This window comes from Zhouia amylolytica AD3 (assembly GCF_000511935.2).
Classification (GTDB): Bacteria; Bacteroidota; Bacteroidia; order Flavobacteriales; family Flavobacteriaceae; genus Zhouia; species Zhouia amylolytica.
In genome coordinates this window covers 478,047-496,875 of sequence record NZ_AYXY01000001.1, presented here as the reverse complement: position 1 = coordinate 496,875, position 18,829 = coordinate 478,047, and the positions used below count along the sequence as shown (strand labels likewise).

Here is an 18,829-nt window from a genome sequence, read left to right as displayed (position 1 = left end):
TGATTTACACTAAAGTTATAATTCTTTTTTTAATTTCAACACAGCATCGTTTATATGTTTCACAGTTTGATCCGAATTCACTCCAAGTCCCTCTTGCTGGAAAACCATTTCTCCATGCTGATCAAAAACAGTAATAATATTAGAATGCGAAAAATCTATAGGCGAAATTTCTTTATAGCTAACAGCCACAACAGCAGCAAATTCCCTGGTATTTTCTTCAGTTGATCGTAAAAACATCCAGGGATCGGCATCCATGTAGTTCTCTTTAGCAAAAACCTTTAAGCGCTCCGGAGTATCTATTTCAGGGTCAATACTCACAAAGATCATTTTAACCCTTTCCTTTGCTTCAGCGGTAAGACGCTTCTCAATATTCCGCATGTCAGCGACCAAACGAGGGCAGGCAGCCTTACACGACGTATAAATCATCACCATTACAAGAACTTCACCCTGTAAATCCTTTAAATGAAGATCTTGCCCATTTTGATTCGTCCATCTTGAATTTAAATTAAAAATAGACATCTCAGAAATTTTAACCGAAGCTGTTTCCTTAACAGAGTCTCCCTGAACCAACTTTAAGTCCATTTCACAAACCGGACAAACCCCTGCCTCCTCATACATCTTATTTCCTTCGCAATGCATAGGGCACTCATATACATTTACAACACCCTCTTGGACCTTTACATTATTTTCCTTGCAAGACACAAGAAGTAGTAAAATAATTGAAACTATATATCTTATTCTCATATGTGTTTAATTTAATTCACATCTTTTACGCATCTAAAACCCAGATTCTTAATCGCATATCGCGCCTTTATACTTCCTCTGAATGCGTAACGCATAAAGGCCGCATAATTCATAAGATCTGTGGCACCGATAGCTGCACTACCACAAAATAAATTACTGTCTTTATCTACATCTTTTCTTGATTCACCGGATATCAGTACCGAATTAAAATCAAGGGTCCACTCCCACACCAATCCGTGCAAATCATAAACTCCCCAAATATTTTTAGAGTTCTCACCTATAAGATTGTTATATGTTTTCGGAGTTTCATACCACGCTAAAATTTGCTGATTGTAAGATTTCTTCACTCTGGCATCTCGCAGTTCTTTATCGGCCATAGCTACATATTCCCATTCGTCAATAGTCGGCAATCGTTTGCCCATACATTCACAATAAGCCTTCGCCGCAAACCAGGACACATAAGTTACCGGACTTTTTAGATTTACCCCACTTTTAAGATCATGGTCATTTAACCAGTTGTTAAGGTAATTTTCCTCTGCAAATAGCTTTTTCACCTTAGATTTTTGCCATTGCGGGTTCAACGCTATAAACTTGAGAAACTCAGCATTGGTAACCGGAAAAATATCAATTTCAAAATCTTTAACTTCAACTACGATTGAATCACGCCCGTATAATGGAATATACCTGCTGCCCTCTATAAAAACCATACCCTTAGATTGACAACACACAATGCCATAATAAAACAAACAACCTATAAAAAATAGCCTTCTAAGGGTATTGATTTTCATATCTAAAACATTTATAAATTCGAATTACTTCTTACTTTATTCACCATTTCTGGGGTGACTACCTGCTCTGAATTATCCCAACTATTATATACATAAGTCAAAACATTGGCGATTTCCTCATCAGTTAAATTTTGACGGGTCATAACACTGTTATACTTTTCACCATTAACCGTAATCTCCCCTGTTAATCCATTTAATACTACACCTATGGCTCTATCCACATCAGCATTTAAATAATCTGACTTTGACAATGGAGGAAAAGCACCTGCCACTCCTTGTCCCTCAGCCTGATGACAAGCAAAACATGTTTGCATATAGGTTTGTTTACCAAATTTCAATTGCTCCGCTAAGGTTTTAGCTGTTACCTCAGCTTCAACAAATTCCTCCGTAGTTGGCATAGATTGAATACCTCCGCCTTCCGGCAAATAAATATCATCTCTCAATTCACCGGAATAAATAGTTTTATCCTTCTCTCCCTGTACCTTTAGCATCCCTAATGCTCCCTTATTGAAAGCTCTGAATATCGAATGATCTACCAGAATAAATGTTCCAGGCACATCAACCTTAAACTCAACAATAGCAGCTCCTCCAGCCGGAATCAGAGTGGTCTGAACATTTTCATTGATTCGGTTCCCTCCTTCAATATGAACTTTATCAAATATTTCACCGATTACATGAAAGGAAGAGACCAGGTTTGGACCACCGTTCCCGACAAACAACCTAATCGTTTCCCCTACATTAGCAGTTATAGCATTATCTCCCGTTAGAGCTCCAACCTTTCCATTAAACACTACATAGTCAGCATTCTCATTAACCGCCTTTTGCATATCAAAAGGCTGTAACCCCCTTTCACCATTCTTTCCTTCTGTATAAAAATCACCCTGCATGATGTAATACTCTTTATCCACCAAGGGTAGTCCCCCCTCAGGTTCCACCAAAATCAAACCATACATGCCATTAGCAATATGCATCCCCACAGGAGCAGTTGCACAGTGATAAACATATAGACCCGGATTTAAAACCTTAAATGAAAATACCTTTTCATGGCCCGGTGCAACAAATGATGATTCCGCACCACCCCCCGGACCAGTAACAGCATGCAGATCAATATTATGTGGTAATTTATTGTCCGGATGATTTTTTAAATGAAACTCAACTTCATCACCAACTCTGGTTCGGATAAAACTTCCAGGAACTGTTCCCCCAAAAGTCCAGTATACATAACGCACACCATTGGTCATTTCCCCTTCTTTTTCAAGAATTTCCATATCGACAATAAGCTTCTTTGCCTTCCGCTCTCCAACAGGTCTGGGAACTTTAGGAGGCGAGGTCAGCTCCGCTTGCATTTCCTGAAAAACAGGAATATCAATAGCACTGGCTAGTTCTTTTTTTTCATCATTAGCGCATGAAAATAAAAGAACACCAATAAACAACAGGACTCCAGGCCTTTTCAAAAAAGACACTGTAATAAATGATGTAATGAGATGATTCATAGATAAAATATTAGATTACTTAATTAAACAAGATTAAAAGACCTTTATGTCTTATTATCGAATCTGTTTTATTCATATTTACTCGGTAAAGATATTTGGTTTAAACAGACCTAAAGATGACATTTATCATTTATCACAAAAACAACAACAATATTTTTTTAGACGGTATATAGCAGTTACCCCACCCCAACAAACGGAAATAATTTCATACATTTAACTCTATAAAAACTATCAAAAATGAATTTTAAAAATAAAATGCTTCGCGATGGAGCACTCAAAGATAAAAGTATTGTGGTAACCGGTGGCGGAAGCGGATTGGGTAAAGCCATGTCTAAATATTTCTTAGAACTTGGAGCTCATGTCGCCATTACTTCAAGAAATATTGAAAAACTTAGAGATACTGCAAAAGAACTTGAAGCAGAAACAGGAGGAACGTGCCTCCCTCTGCAATGTGATGTAAGACATTACGATCAGGTGGAAGCCATGCGGAAAAAAGCCGTAGAAGAATTTGGTAAAATAGACGTTCTTCTAAACAATGCTGCCGGAAACTTTATTTCGCCTACCGAAAGATTGTCGGCAAATGCATTCGACACCATTATAGATATTGTTCTTAAAGGATCTAAAAACTGCACCTTGGCCTTTGGTAAACACTGGATTGACACTAAACAAGAAAACACCAACATCCTGAATATTGTAACCACCTACGCTTGGACCGGTTCTGCATATGTAGTTCCATCAGCTACTGCCAAAGCCGGTGTTTTAGCCATGACAAGAAGCTTAGCTGTAGAATGGGCTAAGTACGGAATTCGATCCAATGCTATAGCTCCGGGTCCATTCCCAACAAAAGGAGCTTGGGACAGACTGCTTCCCGGTGATTTAAAAGAAAAATTTGATCTCGCCAAAAAAGTACCCCTAAAACGAGTAGGTGATCATCAGGAATTAGCCAATCTGGCAGCCTATCTGGTTTCAGATTTTTCAGCATATATTAATGGAGAAGTGATTACAATAGATGGAGGCGAATGGTTAAAAGGAGCTGGTCAGTTCAACCTGCTTGAAGCAGTCCCTGATCAGATGTGGGATATGCTGGAGGCAATGATTAAAGCTAAAAAGAATAAATAATATAGTTTTTCTGTAAATTAACGTATCCGAAATTGAAGTGTTAATAAAATACATTTTCAAAACCCACAAATAGTTGTATTTTTACTGCTATAAATGAAGATATCCATGGGCAAAATTATTGCTATAGCAAATCAAAAAGGAGGAGTAGGTAAAACCACAACCTCCGTTAATCTAGCCGCTGCATTGGGCGTTCTTGAAAAGAAAGTTCTTTTAATTGACGCCGATCCCCAAGCCAATGCTACTTCAGGATTAGGTCTTGATGTGGAAACTATTGAAAAAGGTTCTTATCAACTTTTGGAACATACGCATTCTGCAGAAGAGACTATTGTTAAAACAAATTCTCCGAATGTAGATCTTATTCCGGCACATATAGACTTGGTGGCCATAGAAATTGAGTTAGTCGATAAAGACAAACGTGAGTACATGCTCAAAAATGCTATCGAAAGCGTTAAAGACAATTACGATTATATTCTTATTGACTGTGCCCCTTCTTTAGGCCTCTTAACCTTAAATGCACTTACCTGTGCTGATTCTGTAATTATCCCTATACAATGTGAGTATTTCGCTTTGGAAGGACTTGGTAAACTTTTAAACACTATTAAGAGTGTCCAAAAACTTCACAATCAAAATCTTGATATTGAAGGCTTACTCCTTACCATGTATGATTCCAGATTACGTCTGTCAAATCAGGTGGTGGAAGAGGTGCAAAAACATTTTAGCGATATGGTTTTCGATACCATTATTCAAAGAAATGTGCGCCTGAGTGAAGCTCCAAGTTTTGGAGAAACCATTATTAATTACGATGCAACAAGTAAAGGTGCTTCAAATTACCTAAATTTGGCGCATGAAATTATAAAAAAGAATAAGGAGACTGTTTAATGGCAAAAGCAACGAAAAAACAAGCATTAGGAAGAGGATTGTCAGCATTATTAAAAGATCCTGAAAATGATATTCAATCAGCTGAGGATAAAAATGCGGACAAAGTAGTTGGTAATATTGTTGAATTGGACGTTGAAAGTATTGAGCTTAACCCGTTTCAGCCAAGAACAAATTTTAACGAAGAAACCTTAACAGAACTTTCAACCTCAATAAGAGAATTAGGAGTTATCCAACCTATCACGGTTCGAAAAATAGACTTCAACAAGTATCAATTGGTCTCAGGTGAACGTCGTTTAAGAGCTTCTAAATTAGCCGGGCTGAAAACAGTACCTGCTTATATTAGAATAGCAAACGATCAGGAATCTTTAGAAATGGCATTGGTAGAAAATATCCAACGCCAGGATTTAGATGCTATTGAAATTGCTTTATCTTATCAGCGATTGATCGATGAGATTAACCTTACTCAGGAACAAATGAGTGAAAGAGTTGGTAAAAAACGTTCTACCATCACCAATTACTTACGCTTGTTAAAGCTTGATCCTATCATCCAAACCGGTATTCGGGATGGTTTCCTGTCCATGGGACATGGTAGGGCTATAATTAATATCGAAAATAAATCACTTCAGCTAGAAATTTACGAGCGAATACTTGGCGACTCCTTGTCCGTAAGACAAACTGAAGAACTGGTTCGTGCATACCAAAATAAAGACACATCAAAAAAGAGTAAATCATCAGAGTCCGAAAAGGTTCCAGAATATATTTCAGATAGCCTTGAAGATCTAACAGAATACTTTTCTACCAAAATAGACGTTAAAGTAGCAAAGAGTGGTAAAGGAAAATTAATCATTCCATTCCACTCTAAAGAAGATTTTTTACGCCTTAAAAAATTATTTGAGTAGTGCTAAAGCAGCTATTTTTTTTAACATTTCTCTTGTGCCTCTTTAACACGATCTCAGCACAAGAGAAAAAAACGGATACACTTCGTGTTTCTATAGATTCTGTACAAAAAACATTCAGTAAACGAGAACTTCGAAAGCAACGTCGGGATAGCATTAAAGATGCTAATTACAAACTTGATCCTTTATCTCCGAGTAGAGCTGCATTTTACTCCGCTGTACTTCCAGGATTAGGTCAGGCATATAATAAACGTTACTGGAAGATTCCTATTGTATATGGAGCCATAGGAACAGGCGTCTATTTTTATCTTGAAAACACCAAACAGTATGACCGTTACCGAGATGCATATAAAAGTAGACTTGCCGGCTTTAATACCGATGAATTCTGGGGAACAGATGCCGACGGCAACCCAAAAAACACCCCAGACCTTAGTGAAGATGCACTAAGAGATGCTCAGGAATTTTATCAAAAAAACAAAGACCTTTCCCTTTTAATAACAATAGGTCTTTATGCCCTGAATATTATCGATGCTAATGTCGACGCCCATCTAAAACAATACAACATGAGCGACGACCTTACCTTAAAGCCATACATGGAGATTAACGAAATCAATTTTAACAAAAATTACGGTTTAACCCTCACATTCAAATTTTAAACAAATGAAAATTGCATTACTAGGATACGGAAAAATGGGAAAAATGATAGAGCAAATTGCACTATCGCGAGGACATGAAATTGTCCTGAAAGTAGATGCAAATGACAAAGAATACGATATCGCTCTTGCTGATGTGGCTATAGACTTTAGCATTCCTACCTCAGCTTTCAATAATATTACGAATTGCTTTAAAAATAACGTACCAGTCATTTCTGGAACAACAGGCTGGTTAGATCAGTATAAAGAAGCTGTCGATATATGCTCCGCAAACAATGGAGCTTTTATTTACGCTTCTAACTTTAGTCTGGGAGTCAATGTATTCTTTCAACTTAATGAATATTTGGCCAAACTAATGAAAAACCTTTCTCAGTATAATGTGAGTATGGAAGAAATTCACCATACACAGAAACTAGATGCCCCAAGTGGTACTGCGATCACCCTAGCGGAAGGCATTATCAACAATACTTCGCTTTCAGGATGGAAGCTGGACAAAGCTGATGCAAACGAAGTACCTATAGTCGCTAAAAGAATAGTGAATGTACCTGGTACTCATACAGTATCATATCAAAGTGAAGTTGATTCCATCGACATTACTCATACAGCTCATAACAGAGAAGGATTTGCCCTTGGTGCCGTAATTGCCGCTGAATGGATTATCGGAAAACATGGGGTATTCAGTATGAAAGACGTGTTAAATATTGGTTAACTCCGTAACAAAACACCTTTAAAGTACACTAAGAACAATAAACACCTATATCATGACAATGACACAATGGTTTATATTTTTTCTGATTTTACAAGTAATTCACTTTGCGGGTACCTGGAAATTATATGTTAAAGCGGGAAGACAAGCCTGGGAAGCTATTATCCCAATATATAATGCGGTAATCTTAATGAAAATAATCAACAGGCCTAAATGGTGGGTTATTTTATTATTCATCCCCATTATTAACTTAATAATGTTTCCAGTGGTATGGGTAGAAACAATTCGAAGTTTCGGCAGACACAACAAAGCTGATACTTGGCTTGTAGTATTGACTTTAGGACTTTACATTTTTTATATAAATTATGCCACAGATGTAAATTACATTGAAGAAAGAAGTTTAAAACCAAGAACAGCAACTGGAGAATGGATAAGTTCTATTTTATTCGCAGTGGTCGCTGCTACACTGGTACATACCTATTTCATTCAGCCTTATGTTATCCCTACGTCTTCTCTCGAAAAAACACTATTGGTAGGTGACTTTCTTTTTGTAAGCAAATTTCACTATGGTGCCAGAACACCAATGACTACGGTTTCATTACCTATGGTGCACGATACCATACCAAAACTTGGTATTAAATCTTATGTTCATGAAAATGATGCTAACAAAGCAGAAAACTCTTTACTTAATAAATTACAATTACCGTATTTCAGACTTCCGGGATTTCAGGATGTAAAGCGAAACGAAATTGTCGTTTTCAATTGGCCGGCAGATACAGTTGAACAATTTTTCAAACACACCAACAAAAAAATACGTAAACCAATTGATAAAAAATCAAATTACGTAAAAAGGTGTGTTGGTATTCCAGGTGATTCCTTGGAAATCAAAGACGGATACATATACATAAATGGAGAGAGAACAGTTCTTCCGGAAAGAGCAAAACCTCAATTCACATATTTTGCTAAGGTAAAGCAAGGAAGTAACATCAACCCGCAATACATGTACGAACGCTACGGTGTTACCGACCCTATCTTTCCCCAACAAAATGGCATTTATGCTTTTACAGCCTTAACAGAAGATGCAGCAGACCAATTAAAAAACAATCCCAATATAGAGAGTATTCAACGGTATGTAGAACCAAAACCAGAAACGAATCAAGGTGTCTTTCCAGGCGCTCCACAGTTCGCTTGGAATCAAGACCAATTCGGCCCAATCTATATCCCTAAAAAAGGACAAACCATTGATATTTCTCTGGAGACCTTACCACTCTATAAAAAAATCATTGAAGAATATGAGGGGAACGAATTAAAAGTCTCTGGAAATCAAATCCTCATAAATGGTAAGACAACCACTCAATACACATTTAATCAAGACTATTACTGGATGATGGGTGACAACCGTCATCGTTCGGAAGATAGCCGCTTTTGGGGATACGTACCCGAAGACCATATAGTAGGAAAACCTGTTTTTGTATGGATGAGCTGGGACAGCAATGCTTCAGGCCTTGATAAAATTCGATGGGAACGTCTCTTTACTACCGTTAATGGTGATGGCAAGCCGGTTTCTTATTTTAAATATTTCGTAATACTGCTCGTAGGTTATTTAATCTTTGCTGAGATCAGAAAAAGAAAAAAGAAAAAAGCGTAACACTATAAAATAGTCGTGAAAGCATTATTGCACCCAACATACTTCCCGTCAATTTCCCATTTTGTAACCATTGCAAATAAGGAAATTATATTTGAGGTTGAAGACAATTACCAAAAGCAAACCTATAGGAATCGAACCTTCATATACAGCCCAAACGGAAAGCAGCTATTAAGCATACCTATAAAACATGCTAAAGGCACGGGAAGACGAAAATATAAAGATGTTCAGATAGATAATGGTTTCAGTTGGAAGAAGCAACACTGGAAGTCGATAGAAACAGCCTATCGCACCTCACCATACTTTGAATTTTATGAAGATGAGATTGCTCCGATCTTTCAAAAAAAGCATCGGTTCTTAATGGATTTAAATTTCGAGACTATTGAACTGATATCCGAATGCCTTCAATTTGAAATAGAAATTCAAAAAACTGACACCTTTCAAATTAACCCTGAAAACAATATTATAGATTTCAGGTCTCTGGTTGAATCGAAAAAGGAACCTATTTTTAATTTCGACAATTATATACAAGTATTCGGCGATAAACATGGCTTCATAGAAAACCTTAGCATTATTGATTTACTGTTCAATGAAGGTCCTAATGCCATAAGTTATTTAGAATCACAACCTTCTCTTTAATTGGAAGCTATTCGTTTTATTATTCATTATGGAATTCACTTTTTAGTACCGATTCTGATTGCATTTATTTTTTATAGATCAAATTGGAAAAAGAGTTTAGTAATCCTAATAAGTGCAATTATTATAGATATTGATCACGTATGGGCAAATCCTATATTTGACCCCAACCGCTGCAGCATAAATTTTCACCTGTTACACTCCTATCCATTTATATTCATGTATACCCTGCTCCTTTTTAACAATAAATCAAGGATTTATGGAATTGCATTACTTTTACACATCCTGGCAGATACTACAGATTGCATACTTTCAAAAACTATAATCTAATTGTGCTTTTTATAGGATAGTGATCAGAAAGCTTCTGATCATAATTTTTATGCGATAAAACCTCAATCGTATCATCTATCAAAATAAAATCTATTCGAAGTGGAAAAAACTTAAATACAAAGGTCCTTCCTAAACCTTTACCCTGCTCTTCAAAAGTATCTTTCATGTCTCCTCGAATAAGTTTAAAAATATTTGAAGAAGAAGTATTATTAAAATCGCCACAAATTATTTTCTTATAATGACAGAGTTTTTTATGCTCCGCCACCATTTCGGCCTGTGTTTGTTGCATGGCAAATGTATTACCAATACGTTTGAATAAGCGTTCTGAATTTTTTTTTGTAAGTGCTTCCTCATCAGGATTGATTCGATGCGATTCCAAATGAAGATTGTAAACACGAATGGTATCATTACCTTTCCTCAAATCAACATACATACCGTTATTCCCATTCCCCGGAAAATCGAGCACACCCTTGTTTATTATTGGATACTTGGAAAAGACAGCATTTCCATTTTTGTTTTTTCGGTGTTTATAAACTGTATACTTGTATGGGTAATTCACAAAAACCTCTTCTTTATCCTTGTGAAAATCCTGAAAACAAATCACATCCGGAGCCTCACTATTTACAAAGTTGATAATATCCTGATCCACATCATCACCAGGAATCCACTCATACAAATTAAACAACCTTACATTAAAACTCATTACTTTGAGTACCCCCTCACGAACAGAACTTTCTTCATTTCCTGAAAATCTGTAAAATGCCTTGAGATGTCCATACCCCATTAACAGAATTATTAAAGACAGTAAGAATTGCCTTTTAAACTGTAAAACCCAATAGCAAACAAAAACAATATTTATTGTAATGAAAATTGGAACAGACAAACTAAAGACAGATAGTGTAGGAAAGCTTTTTGGAAACACATAAGGCAAGGCATATGAAAGCAACAACAATGCCGCAAAAAGAGAATTTATAAGGAAAATAAACCTATTAAACCAGTTCAGCTTTTTCATACACTACTCTTTTCCCGCACGGAACAGAAAGTCTTTTTCTTCCTTGGTTAAACTATCATAGCCACTCTTGCTAATCTTATCTAGAATTTCATCTATCTTTCGTTGATACTCATTCTTACTTATAGTCGATTTATTTTGGGCAGCTGATTTATTCTTATGAACCGTTTTTAAAGGAGATTTTTTAGATCTTTTGAAGAAATTTACCATCGAATCCACTCCTTTTTCAAATCCACTACCTATATCCTTACCCTCTCCCAACTTTTTTGCATACACAAATCCTAATAAGGCCCCACCTAAATGGGCTATATGGCCTCCGGCATTACCCATCGGAATTTGAATTAAATCCAGTAAAACGAAAAAAGCACCTAAATGCCATAGTTTAATATTGAAAAAAATCACTCTTACCTCTTGATAAGGCATATAGGTACAAATAAATATCAATACTGCCATCACTGCAGCAGAAGCACCTATTAGAGCAGTATTAATGCCCGAAAAGGCAGGAAACAAATTATAACTCAATAAAAACAATAAACCTCCCGTAATAGCCCCTAGGAAATATACATTTAAAAACATTCGAGGTTTAAACAAATTGAGAAAAATTCTACCGGTAAAATACAACAGAATCATATTCCAGAAAATATGCATAAAACCAGCATGAAAGAAGGCATACGAAACAATAGACCAAGGCTGAAGAATAAAGTCAGAAAAACTTTTTGGCAACTGAAACCACTGAACAATTACATCCTGTCTTTGCTGCATTAAAAAAACAAACAAAGCATTAAGTATAAAAATAGCAACATTGATGGCTATCAACTTCTCAGCAATCGATAAGGTCTTAAACTTGTATTGTATGTCTTTTGTTATACTCATCCTATCTATCCCATCTGTTTTTATTAAATTGATTTCGCTTCCAGTACCACATCATTATAAAGCCAAACAAAGCACCCCCAACATGCGCAAAATGAGCAATTGGACCTATAGAATACTGTGTGAAACCAAAGAATAAATCTCCTAGTATTAAGATAGGAACAAAATATTTAGCTTTAATAGGAATTGGGAGGAAAATTAACATTAATTCGGCGTTTGGAAACATCATTGCGAATGCTACAAGAATCCCATAAAGGGCCCCTGACGCACCAACAGCCACAGAATTAAAGGCAAAATATCCTTCATCGTAAATTTCTTGTATACGATCCAACCTCAACCCGTCATATACTCCCGAATTCAATGTAGATACCACTTGGTCGTGAGGCAAACTAAGTAAAGCCTTTATCTGATCGTTGCTAAATCCAAGTCCGTGCATAATCTCCGAAGCTTGAAAAAATTGGTAAAAATTAAAGGCCGTATATACGATTGCAGAACCTACACCCGCAAAAATGTAAAAAAAGAGAAATTTATTCCTACCCCACATTTGCTCCAGCGGGGTACCAAACATCCATAAACCAAACATATTGAACAAAATATGCGCAAAAATAATACCTCCATTAGCGGTAAAGGTTGCATGCATAAACATATGCGTTATAACTTGCCAGGGTTTAAACGTATCATTTAATGGAAAATGTAACGCTAATATTGCATCGAGATCTATTCCAGATTTTCTGAGCACTATGGTAGCCACCCAGAAAAGGGCATTAATAATTATTAGATGTTTTACAGTTTCTGAAATTCTTCCCATGTATTACATAAATTTTTTATCGAGATCGTTTGCTGTCATTGTTACAAAGGTCGGCCTGTTAAAAGGAGATAAGTTAGGCTCCTTACAGGCAAATAAATTATGAACTAACGCTTCTTGAGAAGCCTTATTTAAAACATCTCCTGTTCGTACAGCCAAAGTCTTACTCAAGGTTTTAGCCAATAAGTCTGTTTGAGAAAACCCATTTTCTGGCACCTCTTCTTTGAAATCAGCCAATAATTGATCCAAAACACCTCCAACTTCGCTCTCTGAAACATTCATTGGAATTCCCCCTACTTCTACTGAATCCTCTTCAAAGTTAGAAAACATAAAACCAGTATTCTCCAGACTTTCTTTTAACTCCTTCAACAATCCAATTTCCGACTTAGAAAACTTAAGATTCAACGGAAATAACAATTGCTGACTAACAGCTTCTTTAACGGTTATATCTTTCAAAAATTGTTCGTATAAAACCCGCTGGTGCGCCTTCGATTGATCTATAACAACCATTCCTGATTTTATAGAAGTAACAATATATTTCCGCTGTAATTGAAATGTAACCGCCGAACTTTCCTCTTCATTGGTTTCATCAAAAAGTGATCCGGTTACTACCTCTGACTCCATTTCAATAGAAGAAAAATCATCTTGACCAGAACCCTCGTCAAGTCCTACAAATAAACTTTCCCAATCACTACTTTTCTCTTTTTTAAATGATGAAGGTTTATGGTTTGATCCTCCATTAACCTCTTCCTCAAACGGATTAAAGTTAGCATCCACCTCAATGGTCGGCATATCTGCTTTTTTACCTTCAAAATCATAAGGAGTGTCAAGATTAGGATCTCTTTCGAAATCCAGGATTGGCGCAACGTTAAATTGTCCTAAACTATGCTTGACCGCCGATCGCATGATAGCATATATAGCATGCTCATCATCAAATTTTATTTCTGTTTTGGTCGGATGAATATTAATATCGATAGATGAAGGATCAATAGCTAGATATAAAAAATAACTTGGATGAACCTGATCTTTAACTAACCCCTCGAAGGCTGAAGAAATAGCATGATTTAAATAAGAGCTCTTAATAAACCGATTATTCACAAAGAAAAATTGCTCTCCTCTTGTTTTCTTGGCAAACTCAGGTTTGAAAACAAATCCTGAAAGTTTCACAACTTCAGTATCCTCTTCAACGGGAACGAGTTTTTCATTAGTCTTATTACCAAAAATATGAACGATTCGTTGTCTTATATTGGTACTTGGCAAATTAAATATTTCACCTCCGTTATTATACAATTCGAAATGTATATCCGGGTGGGTCAAAGCAACACGATGAAACTCATCTATAATATGCCTTAACTCAACATTATTCGATTTAAGAAAGTTCCGTCTTGCCGGAATATTAAAAAATAAATTTTTCACGGCTATAGAGGTCCCTTTTGGCATTACATTAACCTCTTGATCAACAACTTTACCACCCTCAATATGAATATAAGTCCCTACCTCCTCATCCGAACGTTTCGTGTTCATATCCACATGAGCTATGGCAGCAATTGAGGCTAAAGCCTCACCCCTAAAGCCCTTGGTTTGTAATTGAAATAAATCTTCTGCAGAAGCAATTTTAGAAGTAGCATGTCGCTCAAATGAAAGCCGTGCATCCGTTGCACTCATTCCAACACCATTATCAATAACTTGAATAAGCGTTTTTCCGGCATCCTTAACGATTAATTTAATTTCAGTAGCTGAAGCATCTATGGCATTTTCCAGCAACTCCTTTACGACCGAAGCTGGTCGCTGAACCACCTCACCTGCAGCAATTTGATTAGCAACATGATCAGGTAAAAGTTTAATAACATCTGCCATTAAAACAAGGTATCGAGGTTAATATTCTTTAAGGCCACATAGGCGAACATCAGTAACAATATAAGAATTACTACAAATCGAACTCTTGAATTGTTATTTGATTTCACTCTTCGGTTTGCTTTCCAGTCTTCACGAAAGCTTTTCCTTCTGTAACCCTCAAAATATTCTCTATCCGATTTTTTTGAATGTTTCTCCTTTAATTTTTCCAAACGCTCTTTGCGCTCATCATAATATCGAGGAGTGTAAGAATATGATTTATTACCTTGTTGTTTAAAAAGAGTTGGAAGCCTCATCGTCTATCTACTTATACTATTCTCAAAAATACTTAAAATGAAATAGAATACCCGGTTATATCTGCTAAAAATTGTTAACAAATAAAAGCGATGCTGACTATGAGAAGTTTAATCAGGTAATTAATTTCCTAAAGCAGCCATTTTAACAGCTGCTATAGCTGCTTCCGTTCCTTTATTCCCATGTTTACCCCCACTTCTGTCTATTGCCTGCAGAAGGGTATTATCTGTTAAAACACAGAAAATAACGGGAACATCATAACGAACATTTAAATCCTTGATACCATTGGCAGTAGCACTACAAACAAAATCAAAATGTTTCGTCTCTCCTTGTATAACACTCCCAATAGCAATTACAGCATCTAAGGCCTGGGTTTCTATCATTTTTTTTGCTCCGAAGGTAAGCTCAAAACTACCAGGAACATCCCACTTCACAATATTAGACTCCAATGCTCCACAATCAATCAACGCCTCTTTCGCCCCTTGATACAAAGCATCTGTAATTTGTTCGTTCCATTCAGAAACAACAATCCCAAACCGAAATTCCTTCGCGCTTGGGATTGTTGCTTTATCGTAATGTGATAAATTTTTATTTTCAGTAGCCATTATTTTACACTTTCTACCTTACCTATGAAAATATCTATAGTCCTACCTTCTTCAGAATTAGGATATTCCTCCTTGATTCTTTTGAAGTATTTTAAAGCAGTCTTATGGTCTCCGCTACTCAAGGCTAAAGTTCCGGCCTTGAATAAAAAACGCGGAGTGGTAAAATCATTAGCATTATGTGCAATTGCTTTTTCATAATATCCCAAAGCATCCTCTGCTTGATTCAATTGAACAAAAGCATCACCAATTCCTCCTTTTGCTAATGCACCCAAAATAGGATCGTCAGATTTAAAGTTCTGTAAATGAGCTATAGCTTCCTCATATTTATTCATGTTCAGATAAGCCATTCCCGAACTGTATTCTGCCAAGTTAGCTGCCTTTGTACCCTTATATTTATCTATAATATCCAAAAGCCCGTACTTACCATTTGCTCCATTCAATGCAATATTAAACAAAGAATCCTTGTCTATAGCATTTACGGCCTCATCAAAATATTGTTGTGCAAAAAACATCTCATTTGAAGCTTCCGTTTCTTTCGGAGCATGTATAAATTGCTGATAACCTAAAACTCCTAAAGCTATAATAACTAGCCCAACGATACTTCCAAAAATATACTTCTGGTTTCTCGCAACCCATTCTTCAGTTTTAGAAGCTCCCTCATCTAACGTATTAAAAACTTCCGCAGTTGTGCTTTCCATTTCTTCTAGTTGAGCTTCTTCCTCTTTGTTTTTAGGCTTGTATCCTCTTCTTTTATAAGTTGCCATAATTATTATTTTTCTTCTAAATAACACAGCTGAATTTAATCAACCTGCATATATGATCTTTATTATAACTTTACGCATTAAGCGATGTGCGGCAAAAATATAATATTTATTGAAATGTAAAAGCGATTTTATTTGATATTTTTCGAATAATTTATAGCATATTTGCAAGTTCTGATCCGACAAACAAGTGAATCTTTATAAATGCATTTAAGAAAACTTTCTCTCATTAACTACAAAAACTTCGCGAGTCAGTCTTTTGAATTTGACAGAAAGATCAATTGTTTTGTTGGTAATAACGGTATCGGGAAAACAAATGTTTTAGACGCTATATACCACCTCTCTTTTGGTAAAAGTTACTTTAACCCTATTGCTACCCAAAACATTAAACACGGTGAGGATTTTCTTGTTATAGACGGTGACTTCGAAAAAGATGATCGAGCAGAAAAAGTTATTTGTAGCTACAAAAAAGGGCAAAAAAAAGTTATCAAAAGAAACAGTAAAATTTACGATAAAATTTCCGATCACATAGGCTTTTTACCATTAGTTATAATATCTCCTGCTGATCGCGATCTTATCATCGAAGGTAGTGAAACACGAAGAAAGTTTATCGACAGCGTGATTTCTCAAAGCAACAAAACCTACCTCACCAACCTCATCAACTATAATAAGGTTTTAGCACAACGAAATTCCTTACTGAAATATTTCGCAGCAAACAACACCTTTGACAACGAAACCTTAAGCATTTATAACGAACAACTTCACACTTTAGGAACCGAAATTTTCAATACCAGGAAAGAATTTCTTCAGAGTTTTATTCCGATTTTTAAAGCCCGTCATGCTGCCATATCAGGAAGATCCGAGGCTGTTAACCTTAATTACCAAAGCCAACTTTACGATAAACCACTGAAAGAGCTTTTTGAATCAAACCTTCAAAAAGATCGTGCACTGCAATATACAACTGTTGGCACACACAAAGATGACTTAAACTTTGAAATAGAAGGATTCCCCATCAAAAAGTTCGGAAGCCAAGGCCAACAGAAATCATTTCTCGTAGCTCTCAAACTTGCACAATTCGATTTTCTAAAAGAACAAGCTAAAGTAACCCCTATCCTACTACTTGATGACATATTCGATAAGTTGGATGAAGAACGAGTTGGTCAGATAATAAAACTTGTGGATAACGATGATTTCGGTCAGATATTTATAAGTGATACCCATGCAGACCGAACAGAGGCTGTAGTTAAAGAAACCCATCAAACCTATAAAATTTTTAAACTATGAGATCATTTCTGTATCTAATAGCTTTCATTTTTCTTTTTACTAATTGTACCACTCCGGTTAAAGAACAAATAAATAGCTTAAACGGCTATTGGGAAATCCACAAAGTTGAATTCCCGTCTGGAGAAACTAAGACCTACGATATTAACAAATTTGTCGATTTTATAGAATTAAAAACTGACACCTCCGGGATTCGCAAAAAACTAGCACCCAAAATTGACGGTTCTTTCTCATCGAATAATGATCATGAAGATTTTCGCGTATCAATCCAAAATAAACACCTTTATCTAATATACAGTACTCCCTTTGCTGAATGGAAAGAAGAAGTATTGAAAGTAAATAAAGATCAACTGATAGTGATTAACAAAGAAAAATTAAAGTACTTTTATAAAAGATACAAAAAACTTACCCTGAATTAATGGCCCGACGTAACGAACATATTTCATTAGCTGAAGCACTTAAAAGCTTTGTTGAAAACAGCAAACTTGAAAAAGGACTCGACAAACATAATGTAGAAGACGCCTGGGTAAACCTAATGGGACCGGGAGTAAATAACTACACATCCAACGTCCAACTAAAAGGTTCCGTTCTATACGTAACCCTGTCATCTTCGGTTCTCCGAGAGGAATTAAGCTATGGGAAAGAAAAAATAATCAATATGATAAATGAAGAATTAGGCAAAGATATTGTAGACAAAATTGTTTTGCGCTAAAGCTTAAAATCCTTAAAGTCCAATTCGTTAAAATTCTTAAAATGCCCATTCATCTGAATACGCTCTTTTGTAAGATTTAACTGGGTCACCACCGGTATAACCATCTTTAAGTGCGAACGCAAAAAGTGCAAACGTTGTCGTTCGGTTTTAATTTGAAGTAATTGATATTCCTGGGCAAGACTCAACCCTATTTTATGAGCAAATAAAAAGCTATTAAAACTATCTGTATCTATAGGATCCATTAAAACACCTAAATTCTTGTATAGCTCATTAATCAATACTACAACATTTTCCTTCTCCTCGCGTTTAGCTTCCCTGTCTATCTCCCGAAACTCCACAAGCCCACCAGAATACATTTTTCCGGGTAATGGATTTTCAAAACTTTTTAATTCAAAAATTCGATGTGCATTACATATAATATCCATCTCACCATTATCGTATTCCTTTACCACCTCCTCTAAAGTAACCTCCGTACCAAGTTTCAAATTCTTTTTATAGAAAATAGGTATCCCAAATGCCTTCCCTGTAACCTTACAATCATCAATGAGCTGCTTGTAACGATCTTCAAAAACATGAAGTAACAATCGTTCCCCGGGAAAAACAACAACTTCTAAAGGAAAAAATGGAATGGTAGTTTGCATGATGCTTTTTCTTAAATTTACAAAAAAAATAAAAGCTACAATTGATCGATGTTTGTTTTATAACAACTTGTTGTATTTTTATATTTTTTTTCAGTTTTATTTGTAATA

The 18,829-nt window shown here is 35.9% G+C and carries 22 protein-coding genes; 11 read left to right on the top strand and 11 right to left on the bottom strand.

Features of this window, described 5'->3' with window-relative positions; genetic code table 11:
- Positions 1-15 precede the first annotated feature (15 nt).
- The 3 genes from P278_RS02485 to nirK are packed head-to-tail and all read right to left on the bottom strand — an operon-like array spanning position 16 to position 3,025.
- Positions 16-744, bottom strand: a complete 729-nt coding sequence (locus tag P278_RS02485) for an SCO family protein (protein WP_038261651.1) — start codon at positions 742-744, stop codon at positions 16-18.
- Between the two features lie 11 nt (positions 745-755).
- Entirely contained in the window at positions 756-1,532 is a 777-nt protein-coding gene (locus P278_RS02480; protein ID WP_038261648.1) for a formylglycine-generating enzyme family protein, read from the bottom strand.
- Positions 1,533-1,543: 11 nt separating this feature from the next.
- Complete coding sequence (gene nirK / locus P278_RS02475) at positions 1,544-3,025, bottom strand: copper-containing nitrite reductase (protein WP_051413363.1); 1,482 nt, start codon at positions 3,023-3,025, stop codon at positions 1,544-1,546.
- A 237-nt stretch (positions 3,026-3,262) separates the two neighbouring features.
- Here nirK and P278_RS02470 point away from each other — a divergent pair, with 237 nt between their 5' ends.
- The 8 genes from P278_RS02470 to P278_RS16715 all read left to right on the top strand — a co-directional run bounded on the left by P278_RS02470 (position 3,263) and on the right by P278_RS16715 (position 9,889).
- A complete protein-coding gene (locus P278_RS02470) occupies positions 3,263-4,144 on the top strand; it encodes an SDR family oxidoreductase (protein ID WP_038261645.1) in 882 nt (293 codons plus the stop codon).
- A 105-nt stretch (positions 4,145-4,249) separates the two neighbouring features.
- A complete protein-coding gene (locus P278_RS02465) occupies positions 4,250-5,023 on the top strand; it encodes a ParA family protein (protein WP_038261642.1) in 774 nt (257 codons plus the stop codon).
- Positions 5,023-5,922, top strand: a complete 900-nt coding sequence (locus P278_RS02460) for a ParB/RepB/Spo0J family partition protein (protein ID WP_038261638.1) — start codon at positions 5,023-5,025, stop codon at positions 5,920-5,922. The genes P278_RS02465 and P278_RS02460 overlap by 1 nt, the downstream gene beginning before the upstream one ends.
- A 32-nt stretch (positions 5,923-5,954) precedes the next feature.
- A complete protein-coding gene (locus P278_RS02455; RefSeq protein ID WP_235444233.1) occupies positions 5,955-6,575 on the top strand; it encodes a DUF5683 domain-containing protein in 621 nt (206 codons plus the stop codon).
- Between the two features lie 4 nt (positions 6,576-6,579).
- Positions 6,580-7,281 carry a 4-hydroxy-tetrahydrodipicolinate reductase gene (dapB, locus tag P278_RS02450; protein WP_038261633.1) on the top strand — a complete coding sequence of 234 codons (702 nt, stop codon included), beginning with the start codon at positions 6,580-6,582 and terminating at the stop codon, positions 7,279-7,281.
- A 52-nt stretch (positions 7,282-7,333) separates the two neighbouring features.
- Positions 7,334-8,926 (top strand): signal peptidase I, encoded by a 1,593-nt coding sequence (gene lepB / locus P278_RS02445; protein WP_038261629.1) that lies wholly within the window; start codon positions 7,334-7,336, stop codon positions 8,924-8,926.
- A gap of 15 nt (positions 8,927-8,941) precedes the next feature.
- Positions 8,942-9,562, top strand: a complete 621-nt coding sequence (locus P278_RS02440; RefSeq protein ID WP_038261626.1) for a WbqC family protein — start codon at positions 8,942-8,944, stop codon at positions 9,560-9,562.
- Positions 9,563-9,889 carry a DUF6122 family protein gene (locus tag P278_RS16715; protein WP_316930395.1) on the top strand — a complete coding sequence of 109 codons (327 nt, stop codon included), beginning with the start codon at positions 9,563-9,565 and terminating at the stop codon, positions 9,887-9,889.
- Here the strand turns inward: P278_RS16715 and P278_RS02430 are convergent.
- From P278_RS02430 to P278_RS02400, 7 genes are all read right to left on the bottom strand, one after another.
- Positions 9,879-10,901 carry an endonuclease/exonuclease/phosphatase family protein gene (locus P278_RS02430; RefSeq protein ID WP_038261623.1) on the bottom strand — a complete coding sequence of 341 codons (1,023 nt, stop codon included), beginning with the start codon at positions 10,899-10,901 and terminating at the stop codon, positions 9,879-9,881. The two genes, P278_RS16715 and P278_RS02430, sit on opposite strands and share 11 nt — an antisense overlap.
- Before the next feature lie 3 nt (positions 10,902-10,904).
- On the bottom strand, positions 10,905-11,771 hold the full coding sequence (locus P278_RS02425) for a rhomboid family protein (RefSeq protein ID WP_038261620.1): 867 nt from the start codon (positions 11,769-11,771) through the stop codon (positions 10,905-10,907).
- Between the two features lies 1 nt (position 11,772).
- On the bottom strand, positions 11,773-12,576 hold the full coding sequence (locus tag P278_RS02420) for a rhomboid family intramembrane serine protease (protein ID WP_038261618.1): 804 nt from the start codon (positions 12,574-12,576) through the stop codon (positions 11,773-11,775).
- A gap of 3 nt (positions 12,577-12,579) precedes the next feature.
- Positions 12,580-14,430, bottom strand: coding sequence for a DNA mismatch repair endonuclease MutL (gene mutL, locus P278_RS02415; protein ID WP_038261615.1), 1,851 nt, complete (start codon positions 14,428-14,430; stop codon positions 12,580-12,582).
- Positions 14,430-14,723, bottom strand: a complete 294-nt coding sequence (locus P278_RS02410; protein WP_038261614.1) for a hypothetical protein — start codon at positions 14,721-14,723, stop codon at positions 14,430-14,432. The genes mutL and P278_RS02410 overlap by 1 nt, the downstream gene beginning before the upstream one ends.
- Positions 14,724-14,843: 120 nt before the next feature.
- On the bottom strand, positions 14,844-15,326 hold the full coding sequence (gene ribH / locus P278_RS02405; RefSeq protein WP_038261611.1) for a 6,7-dimethyl-8-ribityllumazine synthase: 483 nt from the start codon (positions 15,324-15,326) through the stop codon (positions 14,844-14,846).
- Positions 15,326-16,090: a tetratricopeptide repeat protein gene (locus P278_RS02400; RefSeq protein WP_038261608.1), complete on the bottom strand. Its 765-nt coding sequence runs from the start codon at positions 16,088-16,090 to the stop codon at positions 15,326-15,328. Before P278_RS02400 ends, ribH begins: the two co-directional genes overlap by 1 nt.
- Before the next feature lie 201 nt (positions 16,091-16,291).
- Between P278_RS02400 and recF the strand changes: the two genes are divergently transcribed.
- From recF to P278_RS02385, 3 genes are read left to right on the top strand one after another with little or no spacing between them, the layout of a single operon-like run.
- Positions 16,292-17,371 (top strand): DNA replication/repair protein RecF, encoded by a 1,080-nt coding sequence (recF, locus tag P278_RS02395; protein WP_038261605.1) that lies wholly within the window; start codon positions 16,292-16,294, stop codon positions 17,369-17,371.
- Complete coding sequence (locus tag P278_RS02390; protein ID WP_038261603.1) at positions 17,368-17,787, top strand: hypothetical protein; 420 nt, start codon at positions 17,368-17,370, stop codon at positions 17,785-17,787. Before recF ends, P278_RS02390 begins: the two co-directional genes overlap by 4 nt.
- Positions 17,787-18,080 (top strand): DUF721 domain-containing protein, encoded by a 294-nt coding sequence (locus P278_RS02385; RefSeq protein ID WP_038261600.1) that lies wholly within the window; start codon positions 17,787-17,789, stop codon positions 18,078-18,080. Before P278_RS02390 ends, P278_RS02385 begins: the two co-directional genes overlap by 1 nt.
- Here P278_RS02385 and P278_RS02380 read toward each other — a convergent pair.
- A complete protein-coding gene (locus P278_RS02380) occupies positions 18,077-18,721 on the bottom strand; it encodes an LON peptidase substrate-binding domain-containing protein (RefSeq protein ID WP_038261596.1) in 645 nt (214 codons plus the stop codon). The two genes, P278_RS02385 and P278_RS02380, sit on opposite strands and share 4 nt — an antisense overlap.
- Positions 18,722-18,829: the final 108 nt, after the last annotated feature.

What these genes read in the sequence shown, in the direction of transcription:
- P278_RS02425 (WP_038261620.1), bottom strand. Translation starts at nt 11,771, where the DNA reads ATGAGTATAACAAAAGACATACAATACAAGTTTAAGACCTTATCGATT.
- recF (WP_038261605.1), top strand. Translation starts at nt 16,292, where the DNA reads ATGCATTTAAGAAAACTTTCTCTCATTAACTACAAAAACTTCGCGAGT.
- P278_RS02460 (WP_038261638.1), top strand. Translation starts at nt 5,023, where the DNA reads ATGGCAAAAGCAACGAAAAAACAAGCATTAGGAAGAGGATTGTCAGCA.
- dapB (WP_038261633.1), top strand. Translation starts at nt 6,580, where the DNA reads ATGAAAATTGCATTACTAGGATACGGAAAAATGGGAAAAATGATAGAG.
- P278_RS02380 (WP_038261596.1), bottom strand. Translation starts at nt 18,721, where the DNA reads ATGCAAACTACCATTCCATTTTTTCCTTTAGAAGTTGTTGTTTTTCCC.
- P278_RS02385 (WP_038261600.1), top strand. Translation starts at nt 17,787, where the DNA reads ATGGCCCGACGTAACGAACATATTTCATTAGCTGAAGCACTTAAAAGC.
- nirK (WP_051413363.1), bottom strand. Translation starts at nt 3,025, where the DNA reads ATGAATCATCTCATTACATCATTTATTACAGTGTCTTTTTTGAAAAGG.
- mutL (WP_038261615.1), bottom strand. Translation starts at nt 14,430, where the DNA reads ATGGCAGATGTTATTAAACTTTTACCTGATCATGTTGCTAATCAAATT.
- ribH (WP_038261611.1), bottom strand. Translation starts at nt 15,326, where the DNA reads ATGGCTACTGAAAATAAAAATTTATCACATTACGATAAAGCAACAATC.
- P278_RS02390 (WP_038261603.1), top strand. Translation starts at nt 17,368, where the DNA reads ATGAGATCATTTCTGTATCTAATAGCTTTCATTTTTCTTTTTACTAAT.
- P278_RS02430 (WP_038261623.1), bottom strand. Translation starts at nt 10,901, where the DNA reads ATGAAAAAGCTGAACTGGTTTAATAGGTTTATTTTCCTTATAAATTCT.
- P278_RS02480 (WP_038261648.1), bottom strand. Translation starts at nt 1,532, where the DNA reads ATGAAAATCAATACCCTTAGAAGGCTATTTTTTATAGGTTGTTTGTTT.
- P278_RS02465 (WP_038261642.1), top strand. Translation starts at nt 4,250, where the DNA reads ATGGGCAAAATTATTGCTATAGCAAATCAAAAAGGAGGAGTAGGTAAA.
- P278_RS02400 (WP_038261608.1), bottom strand. Translation starts at nt 16,090, where the DNA reads ATGGCAACTTATAAAAGAAGAGGATACAAGCCTAAAAACAAAGAGGAA.
- lepB (WP_038261629.1), top strand. Translation starts at nt 7,334, where the DNA reads ATGACAATGACACAATGGTTTATATTTTTTCTGATTTTACAAGTAATT.
- P278_RS02485 (WP_038261651.1), bottom strand. Translation starts at nt 744, where the DNA reads ATGAGAATAAGATATATAGTTTCAATTATTTTACTACTTCTTGTGTCT.
- P278_RS02410 (WP_038261614.1), bottom strand. Translation starts at nt 14,723, where the DNA reads ATGAGGCTTCCAACTCTTTTTAAACAACAAGGTAATAAATCATATTCT.
- P278_RS02420 (WP_038261618.1), bottom strand. Translation starts at nt 12,576, where the DNA reads ATGGGAAGAATTTCAGAAACTGTAAAACATCTAATAATTATTAATGCC.
- P278_RS02470 (WP_038261645.1), top strand. Translation starts at nt 3,263, where the DNA reads ATGAATTTTAAAAATAAAATGCTTCGCGATGGAGCACTCAAAGATAAA.